The organism is Sulfurospirillum sp. HTRB-L1, assembly GCF_059415125.1.
The window spans coordinates 126,533-146,640 of sequence record NZ_JCAHZR010000004.1; the positions used below are offsets into that span (position 1 = coordinate 126,533).

Annotated in this window: 21 protein-coding genes; 4 read left to right on the plus strand and 17 right to left on the minus strand. The window is 47.8% G+C overall.

The features are described from left to right. Nucleotides 1-5: 5 nt before the first annotated feature. On the minus strand, nucleotides 6-629 hold the full coding sequence (locus AC5SLM_RS08375) for a nucleotidyl transferase AbiEii/AbiGii toxin family protein (protein ID WP_495250496.1): 624 nt from the start codon (nucleotides 627-629) through the stop codon (nucleotides 6-8). Beyond that, complete coding sequence (locus tag AC5SLM_RS08380; protein ID WP_495250497.1) at nucleotides 601-1,644, minus strand: transposase; 1,044 nt, start codon at nucleotides 1,642-1,644, stop codon at nucleotides 601-603. The genes AC5SLM_RS08375 and AC5SLM_RS08380 overlap by 29 nt, the downstream gene beginning before the upstream one ends. Before the next feature lie 105 nt (nucleotides 1,645-1,749). Here AC5SLM_RS08380 and AC5SLM_RS08385 point away from each other — a divergent pair, with 105 nt between their 5' ends. After that, nucleotides 1,750-2,769: a hypothetical protein gene (locus AC5SLM_RS08385; RefSeq protein ID WP_495250498.1), complete on the plus strand. Its 1,020-nt coding sequence runs from the start codon at nucleotides 1,750-1,752 to the stop codon at nucleotides 2,767-2,769. Nucleotides 2,770-2,815: 46 nt separating this feature from the next. Here AC5SLM_RS08385 and AC5SLM_RS08390 read toward each other — a convergent pair whose 3' ends face one another. The 8 genes from AC5SLM_RS08390 to AC5SLM_RS08425 all read right to left on the minus strand — a co-directional run bounded on the left by AC5SLM_RS08390 (nucleotide 2,816) and on the right by AC5SLM_RS08425 (nucleotide 10,237). After that, nucleotides 2,816-3,739 carry a 5-oxoprolinase subunit C family protein gene (locus AC5SLM_RS08390; protein ID WP_495250499.1) on the minus strand — a complete coding sequence of 308 codons (924 nt, stop codon included), beginning with the start codon at nucleotides 3,737-3,739 and terminating at the stop codon, nucleotides 2,816-2,818. Continuing rightward, nucleotides 3,736-4,410: a 5-oxoprolinase subunit PxpB gene (gene pxpB / locus AC5SLM_RS08395; protein WP_495250500.1), complete on the minus strand. Its 675-nt coding sequence runs from the start codon at nucleotides 4,408-4,410 to the stop codon at nucleotides 3,736-3,738. The genes AC5SLM_RS08390 and pxpB overlap by 4 nt, the downstream gene beginning before the upstream one ends. Then, a complete protein-coding gene (locus tag AC5SLM_RS08400) occupies nucleotides 4,398-5,135 on the minus strand; it encodes a 5-oxoprolinase subunit PxpA (RefSeq protein ID WP_495250501.1) in 738 nt (245 codons plus the stop codon). The genes pxpB and AC5SLM_RS08400 overlap by 13 nt, the downstream gene beginning before the upstream one ends. Further along, on the minus strand, nucleotides 5,135-6,466 hold the full coding sequence (locus tag AC5SLM_RS08405; RefSeq protein ID WP_495250502.1) for a TRAP transporter large permease: 1,332 nt from the start codon (nucleotides 6,464-6,466) through the stop codon (nucleotides 5,135-5,137). Before AC5SLM_RS08405 ends, AC5SLM_RS08400 begins: the two co-directional genes overlap by 1 nt. Next, on the minus strand, nucleotides 6,456-6,944 hold the full coding sequence (locus AC5SLM_RS08410) for a TRAP transporter small permease subunit (protein ID WP_495250503.1): 489 nt from the start codon (nucleotides 6,942-6,944) through the stop codon (nucleotides 6,456-6,458). Before AC5SLM_RS08410 ends, AC5SLM_RS08405 begins: the two co-directional genes overlap by 11 nt. After that, nucleotides 6,941-7,900 (minus strand): TRAP transporter substrate-binding protein, encoded by a 960-nt coding sequence (locus AC5SLM_RS08415; protein WP_495250504.1) that lies wholly within the window; start codon nucleotides 7,898-7,900, stop codon nucleotides 6,941-6,943. The genes AC5SLM_RS08410 and AC5SLM_RS08415 overlap by 4 nt, the downstream gene beginning before the upstream one ends. Nucleotides 7,901-8,043: 143 nt before the next feature. Further along, nucleotides 8,044-8,724 (minus strand): response regulator transcription factor, encoded by a 681-nt coding sequence (locus AC5SLM_RS08420; protein WP_495250505.1) that lies wholly within the window; start codon nucleotides 8,722-8,724, stop codon nucleotides 8,044-8,046. Beyond that, the gene (locus AC5SLM_RS08425) at nucleotides 8,714-10,237 is read right to left on the minus strand and encodes a sensor histidine kinase (RefSeq protein WP_495250506.1); all 1,524 of its coding nucleotides are present in this window, start codon (nucleotides 10,235-10,237) and stop codon (nucleotides 8,714-8,716) included. Before AC5SLM_RS08425 ends, AC5SLM_RS08420 begins: the two co-directional genes overlap by 11 nt. A 161-nt stretch (nucleotides 10,238-10,398) precedes the next feature. On the opposite strand from AC5SLM_RS08425, the gene gdhA reads away from it, so the two are divergent. Further along, a complete protein-coding gene (gene gdhA, locus AC5SLM_RS08430) occupies nucleotides 10,399-11,763 on the plus strand; it encodes an NADP-specific glutamate dehydrogenase (RefSeq protein WP_495250507.1) in 1,365 nt (454 codons plus the stop codon). 123 nt (nucleotides 11,764-11,886) lie between these two features. On the opposite strand, the gene upp is transcribed toward gdhA, so the two are convergent. From upp to gltX, 3 genes are read right to left on the minus strand one after another with little or no spacing between them, the layout of a single operon-like run. Beyond that, on the minus strand, nucleotides 11,887-12,516 hold the full coding sequence (upp, locus tag AC5SLM_RS08435; protein ID WP_495250508.1) for a uracil phosphoribosyltransferase: 630 nt from the start codon (nucleotides 12,514-12,516) through the stop codon (nucleotides 11,887-11,889). A 15-nt stretch (nucleotides 12,517-12,531) separates the two neighbouring features. Further along, nucleotides 12,532-13,794: a malic enzyme-like NAD(P)-binding protein gene (locus AC5SLM_RS08440; RefSeq protein WP_495250509.1), complete on the minus strand. Its 1,263-nt coding sequence runs from the start codon at nucleotides 13,792-13,794 to the stop codon at nucleotides 12,532-12,534. Between the two features lie 3 nt (nucleotides 13,795-13,797). Further along, nucleotides 13,798-15,192, minus strand: a complete 1,395-nt coding sequence (gene gltX / locus AC5SLM_RS08445) for a glutamate--tRNA ligase (protein WP_495250510.1) — start codon at nucleotides 15,190-15,192, stop codon at nucleotides 13,798-13,800. Nucleotides 15,193-15,368: 176 nt separating this feature from the next. Between gltX and AC5SLM_RS08450 the strand changes: the two genes are divergently transcribed. Further along, nucleotides 15,369-16,214 (plus strand): peptidylprolyl isomerase, encoded by an 846-nt coding sequence (locus tag AC5SLM_RS08450; protein WP_495250511.1) that lies wholly within the window; start codon nucleotides 15,369-15,371, stop codon nucleotides 16,212-16,214. Here the strand turns inward: AC5SLM_RS08450 and AC5SLM_RS08455 are convergent. From AC5SLM_RS08455 to accB, 3 genes are read right to left on the minus strand one after another with little or no spacing between them, the layout of a single operon-like run. Further along, a complete protein-coding gene (locus AC5SLM_RS08455) occupies nucleotides 16,201-16,833 on the minus strand; it encodes a hypothetical protein (protein ID WP_495250512.1) in 633 nt (210 codons plus the stop codon). The two genes, AC5SLM_RS08450 and AC5SLM_RS08455, sit on opposite strands and share 14 nt — an antisense overlap. Before the next feature lie 18 nt (nucleotides 16,834-16,851). Next, on the minus strand, nucleotides 16,852-18,183 hold the full coding sequence (locus AC5SLM_RS08460; RefSeq protein ID WP_495250513.1) for an acetyl-CoA carboxylase biotin carboxylase subunit: 1,332 nt from the start codon (nucleotides 18,181-18,183) through the stop codon (nucleotides 16,852-16,854). After that, on the minus strand, nucleotides 18,183-18,623 hold the full coding sequence (gene accB / locus AC5SLM_RS08465) for an acetyl-CoA carboxylase biotin carboxyl carrier protein (RefSeq protein WP_495250514.1): 441 nt from the start codon (nucleotides 18,621-18,623) through the stop codon (nucleotides 18,183-18,185). The genes AC5SLM_RS08460 and accB overlap by 1 nt, the downstream gene beginning before the upstream one ends. Nucleotides 18,624-18,731: 108 nt before the next feature. On the opposite strand from accB, the gene dcd reads away from it, so the two are divergent. Next, nucleotides 18,732-19,292 (plus strand): dCTP deaminase, encoded by a 561-nt coding sequence (gene dcd / locus AC5SLM_RS08470; RefSeq protein ID WP_495250515.1) that lies wholly within the window; start codon nucleotides 18,732-18,734, stop codon nucleotides 19,290-19,292. Here the strand turns inward: dcd and AC5SLM_RS08475 are convergent, their stop codons facing one another. Further along, nucleotides 19,293-20,018, minus strand: coding sequence for a flagellin (locus AC5SLM_RS08475; RefSeq protein ID WP_495250516.1), 726 nt, complete (start codon nucleotides 20,016-20,018; stop codon nucleotides 19,293-19,295). Nucleotides 20,019-20,108: the final 90 nt, after the last annotated feature.

A 20,108-nucleotide genomic window follows, 5' to 3' on the forward strand; every position in this document is an offset into this window, starting at 1 on the left:
ATCTACTACTTTATTAACCTATCTATTTGCTGCTGAAAATATTCTCTAATTTTTTCTTTGCTGATTATCTCTTCTGGCTCAAGATGGTCTATCGCATCATCTTTGATGTCATCAATATAAACGAGCGAAACAAGAAACAATTTCATGCTTATACCCTCCACCACCCTTTGCGAATGGTTAAAAATATTTCTCAGTCCCATGGTTTTTTCTAAAAAATACATATCATAGTAATCTCGATATTTTGCCCGCAAGAAAAGAACATTGACCTTCATGGCTGCGATAGCTTCCAGACCAGCAAGATTAAATGTTTTTATCTTCGTTGGCGTTAAAAAGCTCCGGTGTGCATTAAAAAAAGTAACTTTGACACCCTCTAGCAGCATATCTATCTGTTCATTGGTTTGGTTGATAATCTCAACGGTACCAAAAGAGCGCACATAGGTTAAAATCTCTTGTTTGTCAAAACTGTTTTCATAAGTAAAAAAGTCTAAATCTTCACTTTTTCTGTGCTTTACATGTAACGCCAAAGCAGAACCCCCGACAAGCACATACTTTTTTAAAAAAGGGCAATTTTCCATCAGTGCCATTAAAACTTTTTGTGTTTTAGGAAGCAAGAAGTTTAAGTTTTTCAAGTCGTCCATTTTTCTTCTCCTTAAAGTAACCGCTCTCTACATCCATCCCGAAAAAGACTCTCGCTAACAGCAGGTTTGTTTTGATAAAGCCCTGATCACTGACAAGCCTCTCTTCCCACACTTTTTTACTCAAGCGCTTCCCAAAAAGCTTCATTCCCGCACAAAGCCCATCAAAATCACCATATTTTAGGAGATACTCTATCACCAGTTTTTCTCCAACCTCTTCATAAGTCATCTTTTTGCTATAACTCCAAAAGATTCCCTTGCTTTTTAACCCTTCAAAAAGCTTAACTTTTGATTTGTATATTTTATAGAGTTTGGAGATAGATACGGTCGAAAGATTCAGGTGTTTTGCTATGTGTGTTTGCAAGTACCCTTCCTCTATGGCTTTGGCGATAGCCACTTCTTTATCGTATGTTTCAAAAAAATACGTGAGTTCTCTTTTTGTTTTTTTTACTATCTTTTCCTCTTGTTTTTCTAGCTTTGCGCAAAAGAGTTCATGCACTTTTTCTAGCTCTTCATCATGTAAATCTTGCGTAAAATTTGTTTTATCAACGAGTGCATAATCCATCGACGGCAACGAAACAGGCTTACTGCTCATCGCCCATCGGTGTTCGCCTATGTGTTCGCTGATGTGTGCTTTGATGGGGTTAAATTCGATGTAACGCACCAAGGTGGTTAAATACTGCTCATCGTAGATATAGTGTGACTTGAAGCGCCCTTGCCAAAGTGGCCCAATGCGTTTGTGCTTGTTGTTAAAATAGATACTGTATTTGGAGTTTATCTGCCGCATAAACAAGGAGAGATTTTTCTCCTTGTTTTCCACCAAAAGATGATAGTGATTTGGCATGAGACAAAAAGAGTGCAACACACACTTATAGGTTGACGCACTTTCATCGGCTATCTCTAAAAATCTTTCATAATCTTCTTGTTCAAAAAATACCGTACGCCTTTCGACCCCTCGGTTGATTATATGATAAAATCCTACTTCATCTATCCTAGGCTCTCTTGGCATGGCATTCCTTTACATGTAAAGGTGATTGGGTGTGTATTGTATCATTTTTGAGTAAATAGTAAATACTTGGAACTGTTTAATCAGTAATTTTTACAAAGGACTACAATGACTACAATTTATTTTCCACGCTATTGTAATGAAAGTAATATTTTCAATTTTTGTACTGAAGTTGAAACTTGCGATAGTGGAGATATAACGATTGACTTTTCTTTAATGGGGAGAATAGAACCATTTGCAATGTTGTATATAGCAAAAATAATTAGATATTATAATCGTAAAAATTCAAATAAAATATATTGTCAAGAATTTGAAAACAAAGAATACGCATCAAATATGGCTTTTTTCCATGCTTTTGGGCTGAAGTATGGTAGAGAACCAAACTGTATAGATGGCAATAATCGATTTGTGCCTTTTACCATCTTGAGAATGCAAACAATTAAAGATGAAGCTTCAAGGGAGTGGGAAGTAGAGCAAGAGATTATTGAAAAACGCGCGAAACATCTTGCTCAAATTCTTGCACAACAAGAAACTAGTAACTTAGTAGATGCGCTGACTTTCTCAATTCGAGAAATAATGCGAAATGTTTTTGAACACAGTGAATCAAAAAGTATAGAGTACTGTGCACAATATTGGCCTTCATACCATAAAGTTGAGATTGCAATTTTAGACAATGGCATAGGTTTAAAACAATCTATCTCAGCAAACCCCTTCATAGAAGTTGAATCAGATTCAGATGCAATACAACAGGCACTTATGCCTGCAATTTCTAGTAAAAACTATAAAGGTGCCTCCGTCAATACGAATAACCCTTGGCACAACTCCGGCTTTGGCTTATACATGATTAATCGTATATGTCGCCTAGGTGGAAGTTTTTTAATTTGCAGTGGAGACCATGGAATCAAGCTAGATGAGAATGGAAAAGAACATATTGATTTAGGACACCACTGCAATGGAACTGCCGTTCGCATGATATTAAATACTAGTAAATTAACGGAGTTGAGTAGTATGCTAGCCCAATTCCGTGACGAAGGTTATGAAATTGCGAAAGAAATTAAAGGTGTAGGCATGTATACAGCTTCGGCTGCTTCACAAATGTTATCAAGGGATTTTCAAAAAAATGCCTAACAAATCAAAGGAAGCCAATCAAAAACTATTCTCCAAGCTAGACTATCTACCGAGATTTTTCACCCCCCCGCCCCATCGCCCTATAAAACTCCCGCATGATGCTTGCGCCCTCTTTCATCGAGATGGGTGCAAAGCGCACTTTCGCGCCCGCGGGGCGTTGGGCTAGGGCGAAACAGTCCACCCCAAGCACTGAGCCAATCTTCGGGTATCCGCCGATGCTTTGGCGTTCTTTAAGCAGCACGATGGGCTGTCCGTGCGGGGGAATCTGCACCGCTCCAAAAGCGATGCCCTCCGAAATGATGCCCCCACCACTGTACCCCACCGCAGGCCCCTCTAGGCGGTACCCCATGCGGTTGCTCTCTTTGGTGATGGTGTATGCACTCTCAAAAAACCGCGCTTTTTCTTCGGGCGTAAATTTTCCCTCTTGATACCCAAGCACCACCCGCAAGGTTAGGGGCGCGGCGAAATCAGGAACATAGCGCTCTTTAAGCCGTGCGCGGTGAGGCAAGGTTTGGGGCGCAAACACCACCGTGTCGCCTTTCCAAAAGCGCTGCCCACCGATGCCCTCTTTCACCGACGTTGAAGCGCTCCCAAACAGCAAAGGCGCGTCCATCGCCCCCTTAAACGCCACATACACCCACTGCCCGCACTCCACCATCCCAAGGCGAAGGCGCTGGCCTTTTTCCACCCGAAAACTTTGCCACAAAGGTACTGGTTTTTCTTCTACATGTAAAGAGACTTTCGCGCCCGTCACCACCGCTTCAAAAGAGGCAAGGGCCTCAAACACACTGTTTCCAAAAGCAATCTCCAGCATGGGCGTATTGGGCGGGTTTTGCAAGAGCATATTGGCCGCGTAAAAGGCAAACTCATCGGCCGCCCCGCTTTGGCTCAGCCCCACCGCCGACGCCCCCACACGCCCCGCATCTTGCAAAGTACACAGCGGACTGCAAGAGAGAATCTCCACGCTCACAGCACGCCTCCAAGGTCTAAAAACTCCCCGCGCGAAATGGCACGAAAGCGCACCTTGTCGCCCGCTTTGAGCAGGCTCAACCCTTCGCGCTTGGGGTCAAAAAGCTCCACCGGTGTGCGCCCTAGTATCCGCCATCCTCCCGGACTTTTTTGGGGGTAAATGGCCGTTTGGTTTTCCGCAATGCCCACGCTTCCTTTGGGAAGTGCCGTGCGCGGATTCGCAAGGCGCGGCGCGGCAAGGCGCGGGTCAACCGTGCCCATGTAAGGAAACCCGGGCAAAAACCCGATGGTGTACACGTGGTACACAGGGCTTACATGTAAAGCGACAATCTCCTCCACACTTAGCCCCTTTTCACGCGCCAACTGCGCCAAATCAAGCCCCACTTGGGGGTCGTAAAACACAGGAATTTCCACAAGCGTGTGCGAAGATTCTTCTGTTTTAAGCACGGTGTTGGTGAGTTTTTCTTGCAAGAGGGCTTTACATGTAAAGGGGTCTAACACCAACGGGTCAAAAGCCACGTACAGCGACGTGTACGAAGGGGTCACTTCCACGATACCCGCGCACCCTTTGAGCGCCTCAAGGCCACTGAAGACCTGTGAGGCTACCGCAGGGTCGATAACATCGCCAAGATAGACGATGTACGCCGTGGCTGAGGCGGTTAGGATTTCCATGCGTCAAGGTACGCGCGCAAGGTTTTGACCAATTCCACCGCTTTTTCGTTATCCCCATGCACGCACAGCGCGTCGGCTTTAAGGGCAAGGGTGTCGCCCGTTTCACACACCAGCTTGCCTTCGCGCAGCAACAAGTCGATGCGCGCTTTGACCGCTTCTTCGCTGTGAAGCACCGCCCCTTCTTTGGAGCGCGCCACAAGCAATCCCTCTTTGGTGTACGCCCTGTCCGCAAACACTTCATAGAGCAGTTCAACCCCAAGGGTCTTAGCAAGGGTTTCGTAGCGGGCATTGGCGGCACCGGAGAGAATCATGAGCTTCATCCCATAGCCCCGCGCTACTTCCGCTACTGCTGTAAAAATGGCTTCGTTGACCATCATGTCATTGTACAGTGCGCCATGGGGTTTGATGTAGCTCACCCCAACCCCTTGCACCGTTGCCATGCCCAGCAGTGCGCCCACTTGGTAGCTCACTAAGGCGGTGATTTCTTCCGTTGAACACGCCAAAGAGCGCCGCCCAAACCCCACCAAGTCAGGGTAACTTGGGTGCGCACCTACGGTGACGCCGTGTTTTTTAGCCAAGCCAAGGGTGTATTGCATGGTCAGCGGGTCTGAGGCATGAAACCCACACGCGATGTTTGCCATGTCCACAAGAGGCATCACTGCCTCATCCATGCCCATTTTCCACGGGCCAAAGCTCTCGCCAAGGTCAGAATTTAGTCGTAGCATTAGAACATCCTATCGGGCAAGTATGAAACAATCTCTGGAAAGAATGTTACCAAAAAGACCACTAAAATGGTCAACAGGAAAAAAGGAAAAGTCGCTTTGAGAATGTAACTGATGCTCTCCCCTGAAATGCTCTGAATCACAAAGAGCGAAAACCCAACAGGCGGGGTAATCTGGGAAAGTTCCACCATCAACACCAAAAAGATGCCAAACCACAACGGGTCAAACCCTGCCATCATGACGATGGGCAGTACGATGGGCAAGGTCATCACCACGATGGAAATGCCATCCAAAATGGTTCCCAAAACGATGTACATCAACCCAATCACTAAGATGAGCATGTAGGGCGAGAGGCCCATCTGCGCGATAAACTCACTAATGGCCCGCGCAATCCCCAAAAACCCTACCACTTGGGACAAAAAGCCAGCACCCGCGATGATAAAACTAATCATCATAGTCGTTTTGATGGCATTTAAGAGGGCTTCTTTAAAAACCGCAAGGCTGAAGCTCTTAAAGTACATCGCCAAGGCAATAGCGCCCACCACGCCCAAGGCCGCCGCTTCGGTAGGCGTAGCAAACCCGCCGTAAATACTCCCCAAAATAAGCCCAATAAGCATAAAAATAGGCACAAGCTCTTTAATAGAAGAAAGGTGTTGCGCAAAGGTAAAGCGGGGCTTCACAGCGGGCATCACACTAGGATTTATCACAGACACAATCACAATATATACCGCGTACACCGAAGCCAACAAGAGTCCTGGCAAAATCCCCGCGATAAACAGCTTCCCGATGGACACATTCGAAAGCACCCCGTAGATAATCATAATCAAACTCGGCGGAATGAGAAACCCCAGCGTCCCGCTTCCCGCCAGTGAGCCGATGGCTAATGATTTACTGTACCCGCGCTCTTTGAGCTCTTCTAGGGTAATCTTTCCCACCGTCGCGGTCGTCGCCGCCGAAGAGCCAGACACCGCGGCAAAGAGCGAACACGCCGCCACGTTTACATGTAAGAGCCGCCCCGGGATGTGTACAAGCCACGGACGCAAGCCTTCTAAGATGCGTGTAGAGATGGACGAGCGGTATAAAATCTCCCCCATCAAGATAAACATGGGCAACGCCGCCAAAGACCACGAGTTGAGCGAGTCGTACACCGAGGTAGCAAGTAAGTCGCCCGTTTTTTGCATCACGCTCATCACAGGGGGCAAATTGTGTTCATACAACAGCATCCCCACCACGCCCGTAAGCGTCAGTGCCACCCCAATCCACACGGAAGAGAGCAAAAAGAAAAACATCACGGCAATCAAGACAACAGATAATAGCAGCGGATCAGCGATCATGGCACAACCTTTTAAGGGTAAAGCTAAACAGCGCAAACCACAGCAAGGCCGAGCCCACCACTACAGGAATTTGCGTGAGGTACAAAGGGGTTTGCGACACACCCTCAGACACCATGTCCATGGACTTGGTGTCCATCATGAAAATCCACGCATAGTACACCACCACACTCATGGTCACCACACCCAACACGCCACAAAACACGTCAACAGCACGGCTAGCGCGCTCACCCAAGTGGGACGTGATGATGGAAATGCGAATGTGGCTCTCATGGTTGAGCGCGTACGCTAACCCAAAAAACACCGCTGAGAGGTAAAGGTATCCGCTGTATTCATCGGCGATCATTGTCGAGTAGTGAAAAAAGGAACGCCCTAAAATCTCCACCAAAATCAGCACGATTAAAACAATAAGTGCCACCGAAGAAAGAATGGCTCCCCCGTTGGAGAGCCACCTGTTCAGTGTGAGAACCCACCCAATCATTGGGCGTAGTATTCCGTAAAAATCGCTTTGATGGCAGGCTCCGCGTCAGCTAGGTACTCTTCTAGCATTTTCTTCGCCACCTCATCCAACTGCCCTTTGAGGGTGTCGCTGGTTTCACTAACACTCATGCCATTGTCGATGAGCATCTTAAGGGCTAGGGCGTCTTCTTGTTTGCTCGCTTCCCATTGGGCCGTTTCGATCTCGCCTGCCGCTTTTAGCATCGCTTCTTGTTGGGCTTTGGAGAGGGATTTCCAGTAGTCAAGGTTGATGGTCACCGCTTGCAAAGGGTACGCGTAGCTAATTTTTGTAAAGTGTTTGAGCACTTCCCAAAAGTTGCCATCTTTCCCTGAAGCCGAAGAGGTGAGCACGGAGTTTACCATGCCTGTTTGAAGGGCAGAATAAACCTCACCCCATGGAAGTGCCACGGCATTTCCTCCCACCATGCTTACAAAGTTGGCGGAATTGCGGTCATAGGTTCGGGCTTTGACGGCTTTAAAATCCGCTGTTGTGTTCAAAGGGTGCATGGTGTAAATCCCGCTGGGTGGCCATGAAACCGCGTAGAGAATCTTTTGGTTCCACTGGGCAGCAGTCGCTTCGTAAGCGGGCTTGGAGATTTGGTACAAACGGTACGCATCCTCATAGCTTTGCGCGATAAAAGGAAGCGCAGAAATCCCAAAAGATTTACCCCCACCTGCAGTGAAAGGGATGAACATATCCGTCATGGCCACGGTGCCATTACGCACCGCTTGGAGCGGATTTCCCTTTACGAGCGACGCACCAGGATGCACGACAATGTTCACACTGCCACTGGTGTACTCTTTCACCAAATCGGCGTATTTTTGCGCTCCGATGGTATGAAAGTTGTTAGCACCATAAATGGCGTTGAGGTCGAGCTTGATGGGGTTGGCGCACAAGGCAACACCCAAGCTTGCTAAAAGCAATGCTTTTCTTAGCATGGTAACTCCTTTAGATGTGGTTTTGGACTCCATCATAAAAGAAGGCGGAGGGGAAAAAGTGGGGAAATGGGCGGGGGAGATGATTATTTTTTCATCAAAGCCCGCAAAAAGGGGTTTTCCTTAAAGGATATTTTTTCAAAGTGTCACTTTTTTTCACAGCAAAGGCGATAACCCAATTGGGAAACATTTTCAATAATGTCCGCGGGAATCTTTTTCCGCAAGTCTCGCACGAAGCTTTTTAGCGCGTCTTGGCTCATGGGTTTGTCGTTCCACAGCCGCTCTTCAAGGGTCGCATACCGCACCACATGGTGGTCATGGTTTACCAAAAGTGACAAAAACACCACCTCACGGCGGGAAAGAGAAATTTCCTCATTGTGCCACAACACACTCTTGCGCCCAAGGTCAAGCACCAACCCCTCACACAAGCGCATACGCCCCGCAATCTTCCCCCGCAAGGCCGCTTCCAAGCCCTCCAAAAGCCGCTCACTGTTTACGGGTTTTAAGATGTAGTGGTGGATGTGCAAATTCACCAGCTCTAGTAAGTACTCCTCTTGCGCATACGCGGTGAGCATGACGATGGGCGTTGTAAAATCCTCTTTGCGAATGTGGCGCACTAGCGCAATCCCATCCATCACAGGCATGTCAATGTCGCACAAAATCACATCGGGGCGGTACTCTTCAATGAGTCCAAGGGCAGTAGCGCCATTGTCCGCTTCGTACACACTGTGAAAATAAAACGCCAAGGTATTAACCAACCGTCGGCGCACCCCCGCTTCATCTTCCACACACAAGAGTGTCAATGACGAAAAACGTTCATCCCCCACGGCTCATCCTTAGCGTAAACACAGCACCCAGGGCACTGTTGGTAGCTTCAATACTTCCACCCAAATGTTTTTCCATAATCATCTTCGCCATGTAGAGCCCAAGGCCCGTTCCTGAGCCTTTTTTGGTGGTCACATAGGGCTCAAAAAGGCCCTCTAGGACCTCTTCATCAATCCCGCCGGCATTGTCACTTAAGCGCACACACACCTCTTCCCCCTCATTTAAAACCTCGATCTCAACCCAAGGCGAAGGCGTGCCATGGTGCAAGTGGGCATCCTTGGCATTTTGGATGAGGTTTAACACCACTTGCGCGTACGCAGAAGGATACCCCACTGCCCACACTTCCTTTTGAGCCTTAAAAATCACCTCGATATTTTGATGTTTTAAACTCGCATGGGCCAAGGTTAACGCTTCTTGGCACGCCGCCACAATGCAAAACCGCTCTTTGGTGGTTTCGGGTTTAAAAAAGTTGCGAAAATCATCGATGGTTTGAGACATGTAGCGGATGAGTCTGTCGCCTTCTTTGGCTTCGTTTTCGATATAACGCTGGTCGGCTTTGCCAAATTTCGCCGCCGTTTCAAGCTCCATAAAAATCCCCAATACTTCACTCAAAGGCTGCCGCCATTGGTGGGCGATGAGGCTCATCATTTCCCCCATTTGGGCTAAACGCGACTGGTGCAAAAGCGCTTGGTCTTTGGCCTTGGCCTCTTCAAGGGCCGCTTCGATGCGCAAACTTAGCGAAGCGTTGAGCTGGGTTAGCGAGTGCTCCTTAAGGGCCACACTCTCTTTGTACACATCAAGCACCCGCACCATTGCCCTAGAAATAACATAGCTTATCACCCCAAACACCACCGTGAGCAAGATAGCTGTGAGCAACACCACGCGCACGTACGCATCTGTTTGAGCTTCCATTTGGCTTTTGCGTTTAGCCAGCTCTTCGACGATGTCATCCACATACACGCCTGTGCCAATCACCCAACCATACTGGGGTTCGAGTTTCAAAAAGCCAATCTTTTTTGCCGGCGTCTCCACTCCTGGGCGCGCCCAGTAGTACTCTACAAACCCACCTTCGGGAAACATTTGCGCTGTGTCGATAAAAGAGCGAAAAATGAGTGCGCCCGTAGCGTCAGTGTTGTCCGTGTCATCGTTGCCAATGCTTTCTTGGCGAAAAGGGTGAGCGACAAGATGGTGCGTGGTGTCATGCACCCAAATGTACCCATCCACCCCATAGCGCACACTCTCCATCCAACCGATGATTTGGGCCTTGACCTTCGCAGGGTCTTCTTCTTTCAACAAGCCACGGTGGTAGGCGATGTAGGCGTGAATTTTGTCGTTTTCTTCTTTGAGCAATTGCTTTTGGTTGTGGAGGTATTCTGTCTCCAAGAGTGCCGATTCACGGGCAAAGGTTTCATACTGAGAGGTGATGATGCCATAAATCATGGCGCTGGCAAAGGCCAAAATGGTGACGATGGGCGTCAGGGTGATGAGTCTGGGAAGGGCGCGTTCGGTTATCATTGGGGCATTGTGCCACAAGGGAGGTTAAAAAACAAAAAAGGCACAAAACTGTCACCGCCCGTAGCGTACCGCCTCTCTCTCTTTCTCTTTTTCTCCCTCTCTTTGCACATTTTTTCTTCTTTTCGCTAAAGTGGAAGCAACTTTTTTCAAGGAATTTTCCCATGTCAGTTACGCGCTATATCAACACCGTTTTAGAACGTATCCAAGACGCCACCCCAGGCCAAAGTGAATTTTATCAAGCCGCCGAAGAGGTCTTGCGCTCTTTAACACCCCTTTTGCAAGCCGAACCCAAATACGACAAATACAACATCATCGACCGCATCGTTGTGCCTGAGCGCACGATTATTTTTCGCGTGGTGTGGGTGGATGATGCGGGCGTGTACCGCACCAACATTGGCTACCGCGTACAGTTTAACTCCGCCATTGGGCCCTACAAGGGAGGGTTGCGGTTTCACCCGTCGGTGAACCTGGGCATCATCAAGTTTCTGGGCTTTGAACAGATTTTTAAAAACTCCCTCACGGGCCTTAATATTGGCGGAGGAAAAGGGGGAAGCAACTTTGACCCCAAAGGCAAAAGCGACAATGAAATCATGAAATTTTGCCAAGCCTTTATGAGTGAACTCTACAAGCACATCGGCGAAACCAAAGATATCCCTGCGGGCGACATCGGCGTGGGCGCACGCGAACTGGGCTATATGTTTGGTCAATATAAACGCTTGACAGGAAATTTTGAAGGGGTACTGACAGGCAAAGGGCTAAACTGGGGAGGTTCTTTGGTGCGTAAAGAAGCCACAGGCTTTGGCTCGGTCTACTTTGCCGAAGAGATGCTAAATAAAAATGGTGAGAGCCTAAAGGGCAAAACCTGCACCGTTTCGGGTGCGGGAAATGTGGCGATTTATACCATCCAAAAGCTCTATTCCATGGAAGCATTGCCTGTTACATGTAGCGATTCGCGCGGGATGATTTACGACAAACAAGGTGTTAACCTTGACACTCTAAAGCTTCTTAAAGAAGTAGAGCGCAAGTCCTTAACCGAGTACGTTGCCATTCATCCCCACGCCACTTATATCCCTATTCATCAATACAAAGAGGGGCGCAATGGGGTTTGGGACATCCCCTGCGATGCCGCTTTTCCCAGTGCTACGCAAAACGAGATGAACCTTGAAGATGTGAAAACACTCTACGCCAATGGGTGTCGCCTCATTTGCGAGGGTGCCAACATGCCCACCACCATGGAAGCCATCGAGTTCATAGCTGCACACAAAGAAATCCTCTATGGGCCCGCTAAAGCGGCTAATGCAGGAGGGGTTGCCACTTCGCAGTTAGAAATGAGTCAAAATGCCAGCATGCAAAGTTGGAGTTTTGCCGAAGTAGACAGCAAGCTTCACTGTATCATGCGCTCTATTTTTGCCACGTCTTATGCCGCGTCAAAAGAATTTGGAAATGAGGGGAACTTACTCATGGGGGCAAACATCGCAGGATTTCGCAAAGTGGCCGATGCGATGATCGATCAAGGGGCGATTTAGTTCATTTTTTTGTCATGCAAATGCGCTAGACTTCTTGCATCATTTGCCTAAATGAGCTTCCAACACGCCCTTGCCTAAACGAGCTTGCTTGTTAGGGCGCGTTGGATTTATTTACATGTAAGGCTAATTTCCCGTGTTAAACACACGATCTCCCGCATCTCCAAGACCTGGCACAATATAACCTTTTTCGTTTAATCCCTCATCAATGCACGCCGTAAACACTGGCACATCAGGGTGCACAGCAGTAAACCGTTTAAGGCCCTCAGGTGCGGAAACAAGGGCTAAAAACCGAATGTCTTTTACCCCTTTTTCTTTCAAAAAATTGACCGCGTCTATTGCCGTGCCGCCCGTAGCAAACATGGGGTCGATGATAATAGCAGTGCGTGAAGCATGGTCGGCAGGAAGTTTCGCATAATAAAACTCCGCCTCAAGGGTCACTTCGTTGCGTTGAAACCCTAAAAACCCCACACTTGCATCAGGAATGAGCTTGAAAATGCCGTCCAACATTCCCAAGGCCGCACGCAAAATCGGACAAATCATCACACTCGTTGCAAGTTTTTGCGCACTTGCCATAGCGACAGGTGTTTGCACTTGCACTGCTTTAAGAGGCAAATCTCGCGTTGCTTCAAAGAGCATCAAATAAGAAATCTCATCCACCAACAAGCGAAAGTGAAAAGGTTCTGTTTTGACGTCCCTCAAAATGGAGAGTTTGTGCTCAATCAGCGGGTGGTTAATGACGTGAACGTTTTGCATACGGCTTCCTTGGGATTAAATTCGTGCTTCTAATTCTTCTTTGTACTTTTCAACGTCAAAACTCTCAACGTTTGCCACTTTGTGCTCCCATGCCGCTTGCGCAACCGCCGCTGAAACCCACACATACACACGCTTGTCAAAAGGCGTAGGGATGATGTACTCGCGTCCAAAACTCATCTCTTCGCGCTCATAGGTTTTTTTGATATGCTCAGGCACTGTTTCTTTTGCCAACGCAGCCAAGGCTTTCGCCGCAGCAAGCTTCATGCTCTCAGTAATCTTTGACGCACGCACGTCTAGGGCGCCGCGGAAAATAAATGGGAAGCCAAGGACGTTGTTGATTTGGTTGGGATAATCGCTTCGACCTGTGCCCATGATAGCGTCATTTCGCACTGCCGCTACTTCTTCGGGTGTAATCTCAGGCGTTGGGTTGGCGCATGCGAAAATGATAGGATTGGGACTCATAGAACGTACCATATCAGGCGTCAACACCCCTGCCTTACTAAGACCAAGAACCATGTCCGCACCCTTCATGGCTTGCTCTAGTGTCTCGTCATCCGTTTGGGCAACCAGTTCTTGTTTGACCCTATCAAGACCTTCACGTTTGTGGTTAATCACCCCTTTGGAGTCAATCACGATAACGTTTTTAGCACCCAAGGCTTTGTACATTTTGGAGCATGCCACACCCGCAGCACCCGCGCCAATGACGACAATTTTAATACCTTCGATTTTTTTACCTGTGATTTCAAGGGCATTAAGCAACCCTGCACTTGAGATAATCGCCGTGCCGTGTTGGTCATCATGCATGACAGGAATGTTTACGCGTTCTTGAAGCTTGCGTTCAATCTCAAAACAACGCGGGCCGCTAATGTCTTCGAGGTTGATGCCTCCGAAGGTATCGGCAATGGCCACACAAACGTCGACAAATTTTTCAGGGTCTCTTTCGTTTACTTCAATATCAAAGGCATTCACGCCCGCAAATTTTTTGAATAAAACCGCCTTGCCTTCCATAACAGGCTTACTAGCTAAAGCGCCAATGTCGCCTAGTCCCAAGACCGCTGTACCGTCGCTAATAACGGCGACAAGGTTGCCTTTGCCTGTGTATTCATAGGCTAACTTTGGGTCTTTTTCGATTTCCAAACAAGGAAACGCAACACCAGGACTATACGCGGTTGAAAGGTCGCGTTGGGTAACGCACGGTTTGGTAACATCGATACCGATTTTGCCACCAAGGTGGTACTCTAACGCTTCTTCGCGTTCAACTTTGCCGCTTTTGCTCATTGCCTAACTCCTTTTATAGAATGTAATAAACGTTTTCATACGGTCAATCACTTCATCCTTGCCAAGGGTCGCTATCACTTGAAACACCGATGGACTCACCGAGCTTCCCACTAAACTGATGCGAATAGGTTGGGCCAATTTTCCAAGGCCAACGCCGCGCTCCTCTAAAAGCCCTTTGGCTACGCCTTCAAAATCCGCTTCATGCACTAGTGATTCGCCAGCAGCGATTCTATCGCAAAAAGCTTCCAATAATTCCATGGTTTCAGGAGTAATAAACTTATTAAGTGCTTTTTCATCATAAGATATTGGGGCTTCTAAGATAGTCCGTGCGCCCAAGGCAAGCTCTTCAAGGGTCTTTGCGCGCTCCCGCAAAGAATCCAAAAGGAGTGTTTTTTGCGGATGCCTACTAAGGTCTAAACCAAACCGTTTTAGCTCCTCCACAAGCACGTCACAAGGCAACGTTTTGATGTAATGGGCATTAAGCCAGTCGAGTTTTTGGGCGTTAAATGCCGAAGGAGAAGCGTTGATAGCATTGGGGTCAAACAGGGCAATCATCTCTTCCATGGAGAAAATCTCTTGGTCTCCATGGCTCCATCCAAGGCGTACTAAAAAGTTCAAAAGCGCTTCTTTAAGGTAGCCCATTCTAGGGTAGTCCATCACGTCAGTAGCCCCATCGCGTTTGGAAAGCTTTTTGCCTCCCGCATTAAGAATCATCGGGACGTGAAAAAACTTAGGCAAGTCAAATCCAAAGGCTTGGTAGATGATGATTTGTTTTGGAGTGTTAGAAAGGTGGTCGTCCCCGCGAATGACATGGTTTACGCCCATGAGTGCGTCATCCACTGCGACAACAAAATTGTACGTAGGTGTACCATCACTGCGCGCGATGATAAAATCATCTAAAATGTCCGCTGCTTGAAACCGCATGTCGCCTTTTACGCCATCGTAAAAACAAATCTCCCCTTCCAATGGCGCTTTGATGCGTACTACTGGAGCAATCCCCTCGGGTGGCGTGCCTGTAAAGTCCCGGTATCTCCCGTCGTATTTGGGGCGTTCTTTGCGGGCAGCTTGGTCTTCACGAAGGGCGTCAAGCTCTTCTTTGGACATGTAGCAATAATACGCCTTGCCCATGTCTAAGAGTTTTTGGATGTATTCTTGGTAGATGTCCATGCGTGAAGATTGGTATACAATCTCCCCATCGTACGCTAATCCACACCAAGCAAACGCTTCTTCGATGGCCTGAGTGGCCTCTGCAGAATTACGTTTTAAATCCGTGTCTTCAATGCGAAGGAGAAATTTTCCCCCCATGCGTTTCGCCCAAAGGTACGAATACAGCGCCGTGCGCAACCCACCAATATGCAAATACCCCGTGGGCGAAGGCGCGAACCGCGTTACAACCATTTTTTTCCTTTTACATGTAAGCCTGTGTCAATCATGGTAACTTTTACAAAATCAATTCCATGCGATTGTTGAAGCAGTGAAAGATTTTAGTTAAATTCAATTGATTTAATGCTATCATTAAAGCTTGTTTGAGTTTAAATTATATTGACTTCTTACTTAAATAAAGGATAATTCTTATGCTCGCCAAGCCCTTAAAACTCTCCCTTTTAGCCTTTGTTGCTACGTGTTCGTTCTCTTACGCAGGTCTTGTCAACGCCATCTCTGTCACCGTTAACAGTGAACCCATCACCTTGTACGAAATCCATAAAGCCGCTGGGGCAAAAAACATCTCTTTGCGCGAAGCCTTGGACGTGTTGGTACAAGAACGATTAGAAGATTCGCAAATCAAACGCCTTGGTATCAGCACCAACACCTTTGAAGTCCAATCACGCATGGAAGGCATCGCTGCGCAAAATGGCATCAGCGTAGCAGAACTCACCGCGTTTATCAAAAGTAAAAACATGGACATCAGCGCCTACGAACAAGAGTTAGAACGTGCCATCAAACAAGAAAAACTCTACCAACGCATCTTTGCTAACGCTATCGCGCCCATTGATGCAGCAGAAGTGCACCGTTATTACGCCGCGAATAAGCAAGAATTTATGCAAGCGAGCGCCTTTGACGTGACGCGCTACGAAGCCCCCAGCCAACAAGCCCTAGAGCGTGTCATCGCCTCTCCTATGAGCCTTGTCCCTGGCGTTATTATGCAGCAAGAAACCCTACAAGCCAACACCCTTGATGGCCGCACCCAATACTACCTCAACCAAACCAATGAGGGAAGTTTTACGCCAATTGCCCCAAGTGGACAAGGAGCTGTGATGTATTTAGTAGGAAAAAAGAGTGGTTTTGAACAGATTCCTTTTGAGCGTGTTGAGCGCGCAATCGAAAATCATCTAGAAGAACTCCGCCGCCAAGAAGCCATCAACAACTACTTTGAGAAACTGAAAGCTAGCGCGGATATCGTTGTCCTTAGGCGTCCTTAAGTAGCGCCGCAACACGCCCTTTAAAACGCGCGCCCTTGTGCACATCTTGCCCTTGTTCTCCCCCAGGGGATTCGTGTGCACTAAGGGCAGCAAGGGTGTTAAACGCCGTTACCTCTCCCACAAAAAGGGCTTTTTCCACCTGCTTGCGCGCCGTTTGAATGCGCTCAAGCCCTTCTTTTAACCCTTCTTCATCATCACGTTCTAAGGTTTCTAAAAACCCAAAAGAAGGCATCGCCACGGTACCCTCAGGAAGTAAAAGGGAGGGCGTTGCATGAAACAAAGAGCGCTCCTCATACAAGGAATTGTCCACCACGTCCATCATTTTTTCCAAATGCGCCACAAACCCTTCTTGGGTACTGGGTGTTGCCTCACGCGCCGAAAGAGCAATCAGTTGAGTGGCCCCTTCCTCAAGCGCTTCAATCCCTTGGTGTAAGGCTTGTAAAAACCCTTGGGTTGTATTAGAGGAGAGCAATTGGTGCGTTAGGGCGCTCTTGGTCGCTTCGTGAGACTCTAAAACAAGGGAAGTTTCTTGGGTGGGGGCAGGAGCAGTGGGCAAAGTAGCGACACGTTGTTGCTGAACATGGTTAATGTTAGTTCCAAACGTTGTGTGTATTTTCACGCACTGCTTCCTTAAAAATTAAAGAGTAGAAAGGTAGTTGGTGTCGTAATTGTTGCTGATAAAATCAGGGTTGTCCATCATCGCAAGGTGGAAATCCCGCACCGTTTGAATCCCTTCTACATGTAACTCTTTGAGGGCTTGTTTCATCTTGGCAATAGCGCGCGGTCGGTCTTCCGCCCACACGACGAGTTTGCCAATCATCGAATCATAATGGGAAGGCACCACATAGCCTGAATAGGCATGGGAGTCCAACCGTACGTTGCGCCCACCTGGAGCAATGAACGTGGTGATTTTTCCAGGACTGGGGATGAAACGCACTGGGTCTTCCGCAGTGATGCGGCACTCAATGGAGTGGCCTTTACATGTAATGGCTTCTTGGGCAGGAAGGGCCTCGCCCTCGGCCACACGAATCATCAGTTCAATGATGTCGATGCCGCTGACCATTTCGCTCACACAATGTTCCACTTGCAAACGGGTATTCATTTCCATGAAGTAAAAGTTTTTATCCGCATCGACCAAAAACTCAAAGGTACCAGCGTTTTCATAACCAATGGCCTTGGTGGCTTTCACGGCGGTAGCAAGAAGCTTAGCACGGGTTTCATCATCAAGCAAAATAGCGGGAGATTCTTCGATGAGTTTTTGGTGGCGACGCTGCAGTGAACAATCGCGCTCGCCGATGTGAATAGCGTTGCCGTGGCTATCGCCCATGACTTGCACTTCGATGTGGCGGGGTTTTAAAATGTACTTTTCCATATACAAGGTGCCATCACCAAAGGCACTCACTGCTTCACTCTCGGCACCCAAAAAAAGTTTTTCCACATCTTCTTCTTTGTGTACCACGCGCATCCCGCGTCCACCGCCACCTGCGGCAGCTTTGATGATGACAGGGTAGCCCATTGCATTGGCTAATGTTCTGGCTTCTTCGACGCTTTTAAGCGCGCCTTCGCTTCCTGGGATGACAGGCACGCCTGCTTTTTTCATCACTTCTTTGGCTTTAGATTTGTCGCTCATCATCATCATCACATCCACGCCTGGGCCGATGAATTTGATTTTATGGTGCTGGCAAATTTCCACAAAACTCTGGTTTTCGCTCAAAAAGCCGTATCCGGGAAAAATCGCGTCGCATTCGCTGATTTCAGCAGCGGTGATAATGGCAGGGATGCTTAAATAACTTTGGGCAGACTTTGGGCCGCCAATGCAAATAGCCGCGTCGGCGTACTTTAGATACAGCGCGTCTTTATCGGCTGTGGAGTACACCGCAATGGCTTGCTTGCCCATCTCTTGAATGGTGCGAATCGCGCGAAGGGCGATTTCACCGCGGTTGGCAACAAGGATCTTTTCGATCTTCATTACAATTTCTCCACACTAAACAACGGCATATCAAACTCCACAGGCTGTCCATCTTCCACTAAAATACTGACAATCTTGCAATCAAACTCTGCTTCGATTTCATTCATGATTTTCATGGCTTCGATGATGGCAATAGGCTGCCCTTTTTTCACCACCTGTCCTACCTTAATAAAAGGCGCAGCACCAGGGGCTGGAGCTTGGTAAAAGGTACCAACCATAGGGGATTTGATACTTGGGCCCTCACTGCAAGGAACAGAAGCAGCAGGCGCAGGAGTTGTGGGGTTTGCAACGGGAGCAGGGGCAGAAACTGTCGAAACAACGGTGGCTACTTCGCCTCTTTTTTCGATTTCGATTTCAAAATCATTTTCTTTTACATGTAAACGGGTAATTCCAGTACTATCAAAAAATTTCATCAAATCTTTGATGTCTTGTTTCTTCATAAGGAGGCTCCTAAATGTGAGGGTTTTGAACCGCTTTGAAGGATTTTTGGCGGCACAATTTTGTGTTATAATACCACACATTCAACTAACTTGCACTTAAGGATACCCATGGGTTTGAAAGCCGACAGCTGGATTCGAAAGAAGTCACTTGAGGAAAAAATGATTGAGCCGTTTTGCGAAGAACAGGTAGGAAAAAACGTCGTTAGCTACGGCGTAAGCAGCTACGGATACGACATCCGCGTCGGGCGCGAGTTTAAAATCTTTACCAATGTTAACTCTACAGTGGTGGATCCCAAGCACTTTGACGCCCAAAATGTGGTGGATTTTGAAGGGGATGTGTGCATCGTTCCGCCCAACTCCTTTGCCTTGGCGCGCACAGTAGAATACTTTCGCATTCCCCGCAATGTGCTTGCCATTTGTCTAGGCAAAAGCACCTATGCCAGATGTGGCATCATCGTCAATGTCACGCCTTTTGAGCCTGATTTTGAAGGGCATATTACGATTGAGATTTCTAATACTACGCCATTGCCCGCGAAGATTTATGCTAATGAGGGCATCGCGCAAGTGCTCTTTTTTGAAGGGGATGAACCGTGTGAAACGACGTACAAGGACAAGGCGGGTAAATACCAAGGACAAACCGGTATCACCCTGCCTCGTATTTTGCGGTAACTACCTTAGCAACATGGTCATTTGCTGTTGCAAAACGGCCATGTTGTGAGACTGGGCCAAGGTCGAAGCGGTAAGTCCCGTTTGGCTTTGGGCCAGCTCATTGAGCTTTTGACTTAGGGGTGTCTCAGAAACTTGTGCGTAGCTCGACGCGGTGCTACTGATGCCCGCAAGCAGATTATTCACCGCTACTTGTGCCCCTTGGCTCGCACTGCCTACATCTGAAAACAATCCGCTCACTTGCTCCCGCAACCCTTCAATACTCTCTTGATCATCAATGGCAATCTCGCGCATGTTGACCTCCCCAAGCCCCAAAGCAGACGCGTTCCCAAAAAGAGCTTGTCCGTTAAAGGTGGTTTGATTGATCATGTCGCTCATGGCATCACGAGTGGTGTTGAATTCTTGCTCTAGCATCGCTCTTTGGTCACCTCCCAAAGCGGCGTTATTGTACGCGACGGAGAGTTCATTGAGCCGTTCTGTGCCCACTTGCACCCCTTTGAGCGCGCCATCGGCCACTTGAAGCATCCCGATAGTCGCGTTTTCATTTTGAACTTGCTGGGTCATGGTGGCAAGTTGGGAGTTGAGCATGTTGGCGTTAATGAGATTGGCCCCGTCTTTGCCACTTAGTTCTCGCGTTGCCGCGATTTTTGACAATGTCTCTTCGGTGTTGGTTTTATGTTGGTTCATCACAGTGGATGTGAAAGTGTTGGTTAACGATCCGATTTGCATGGGAACCTCCTTAATGCATCTTAAGGTAGATTTTACCCCTTTTATGGCACGAAAGTCAAACCAAACCTAGGTTTTGGTATCATTGCGCAT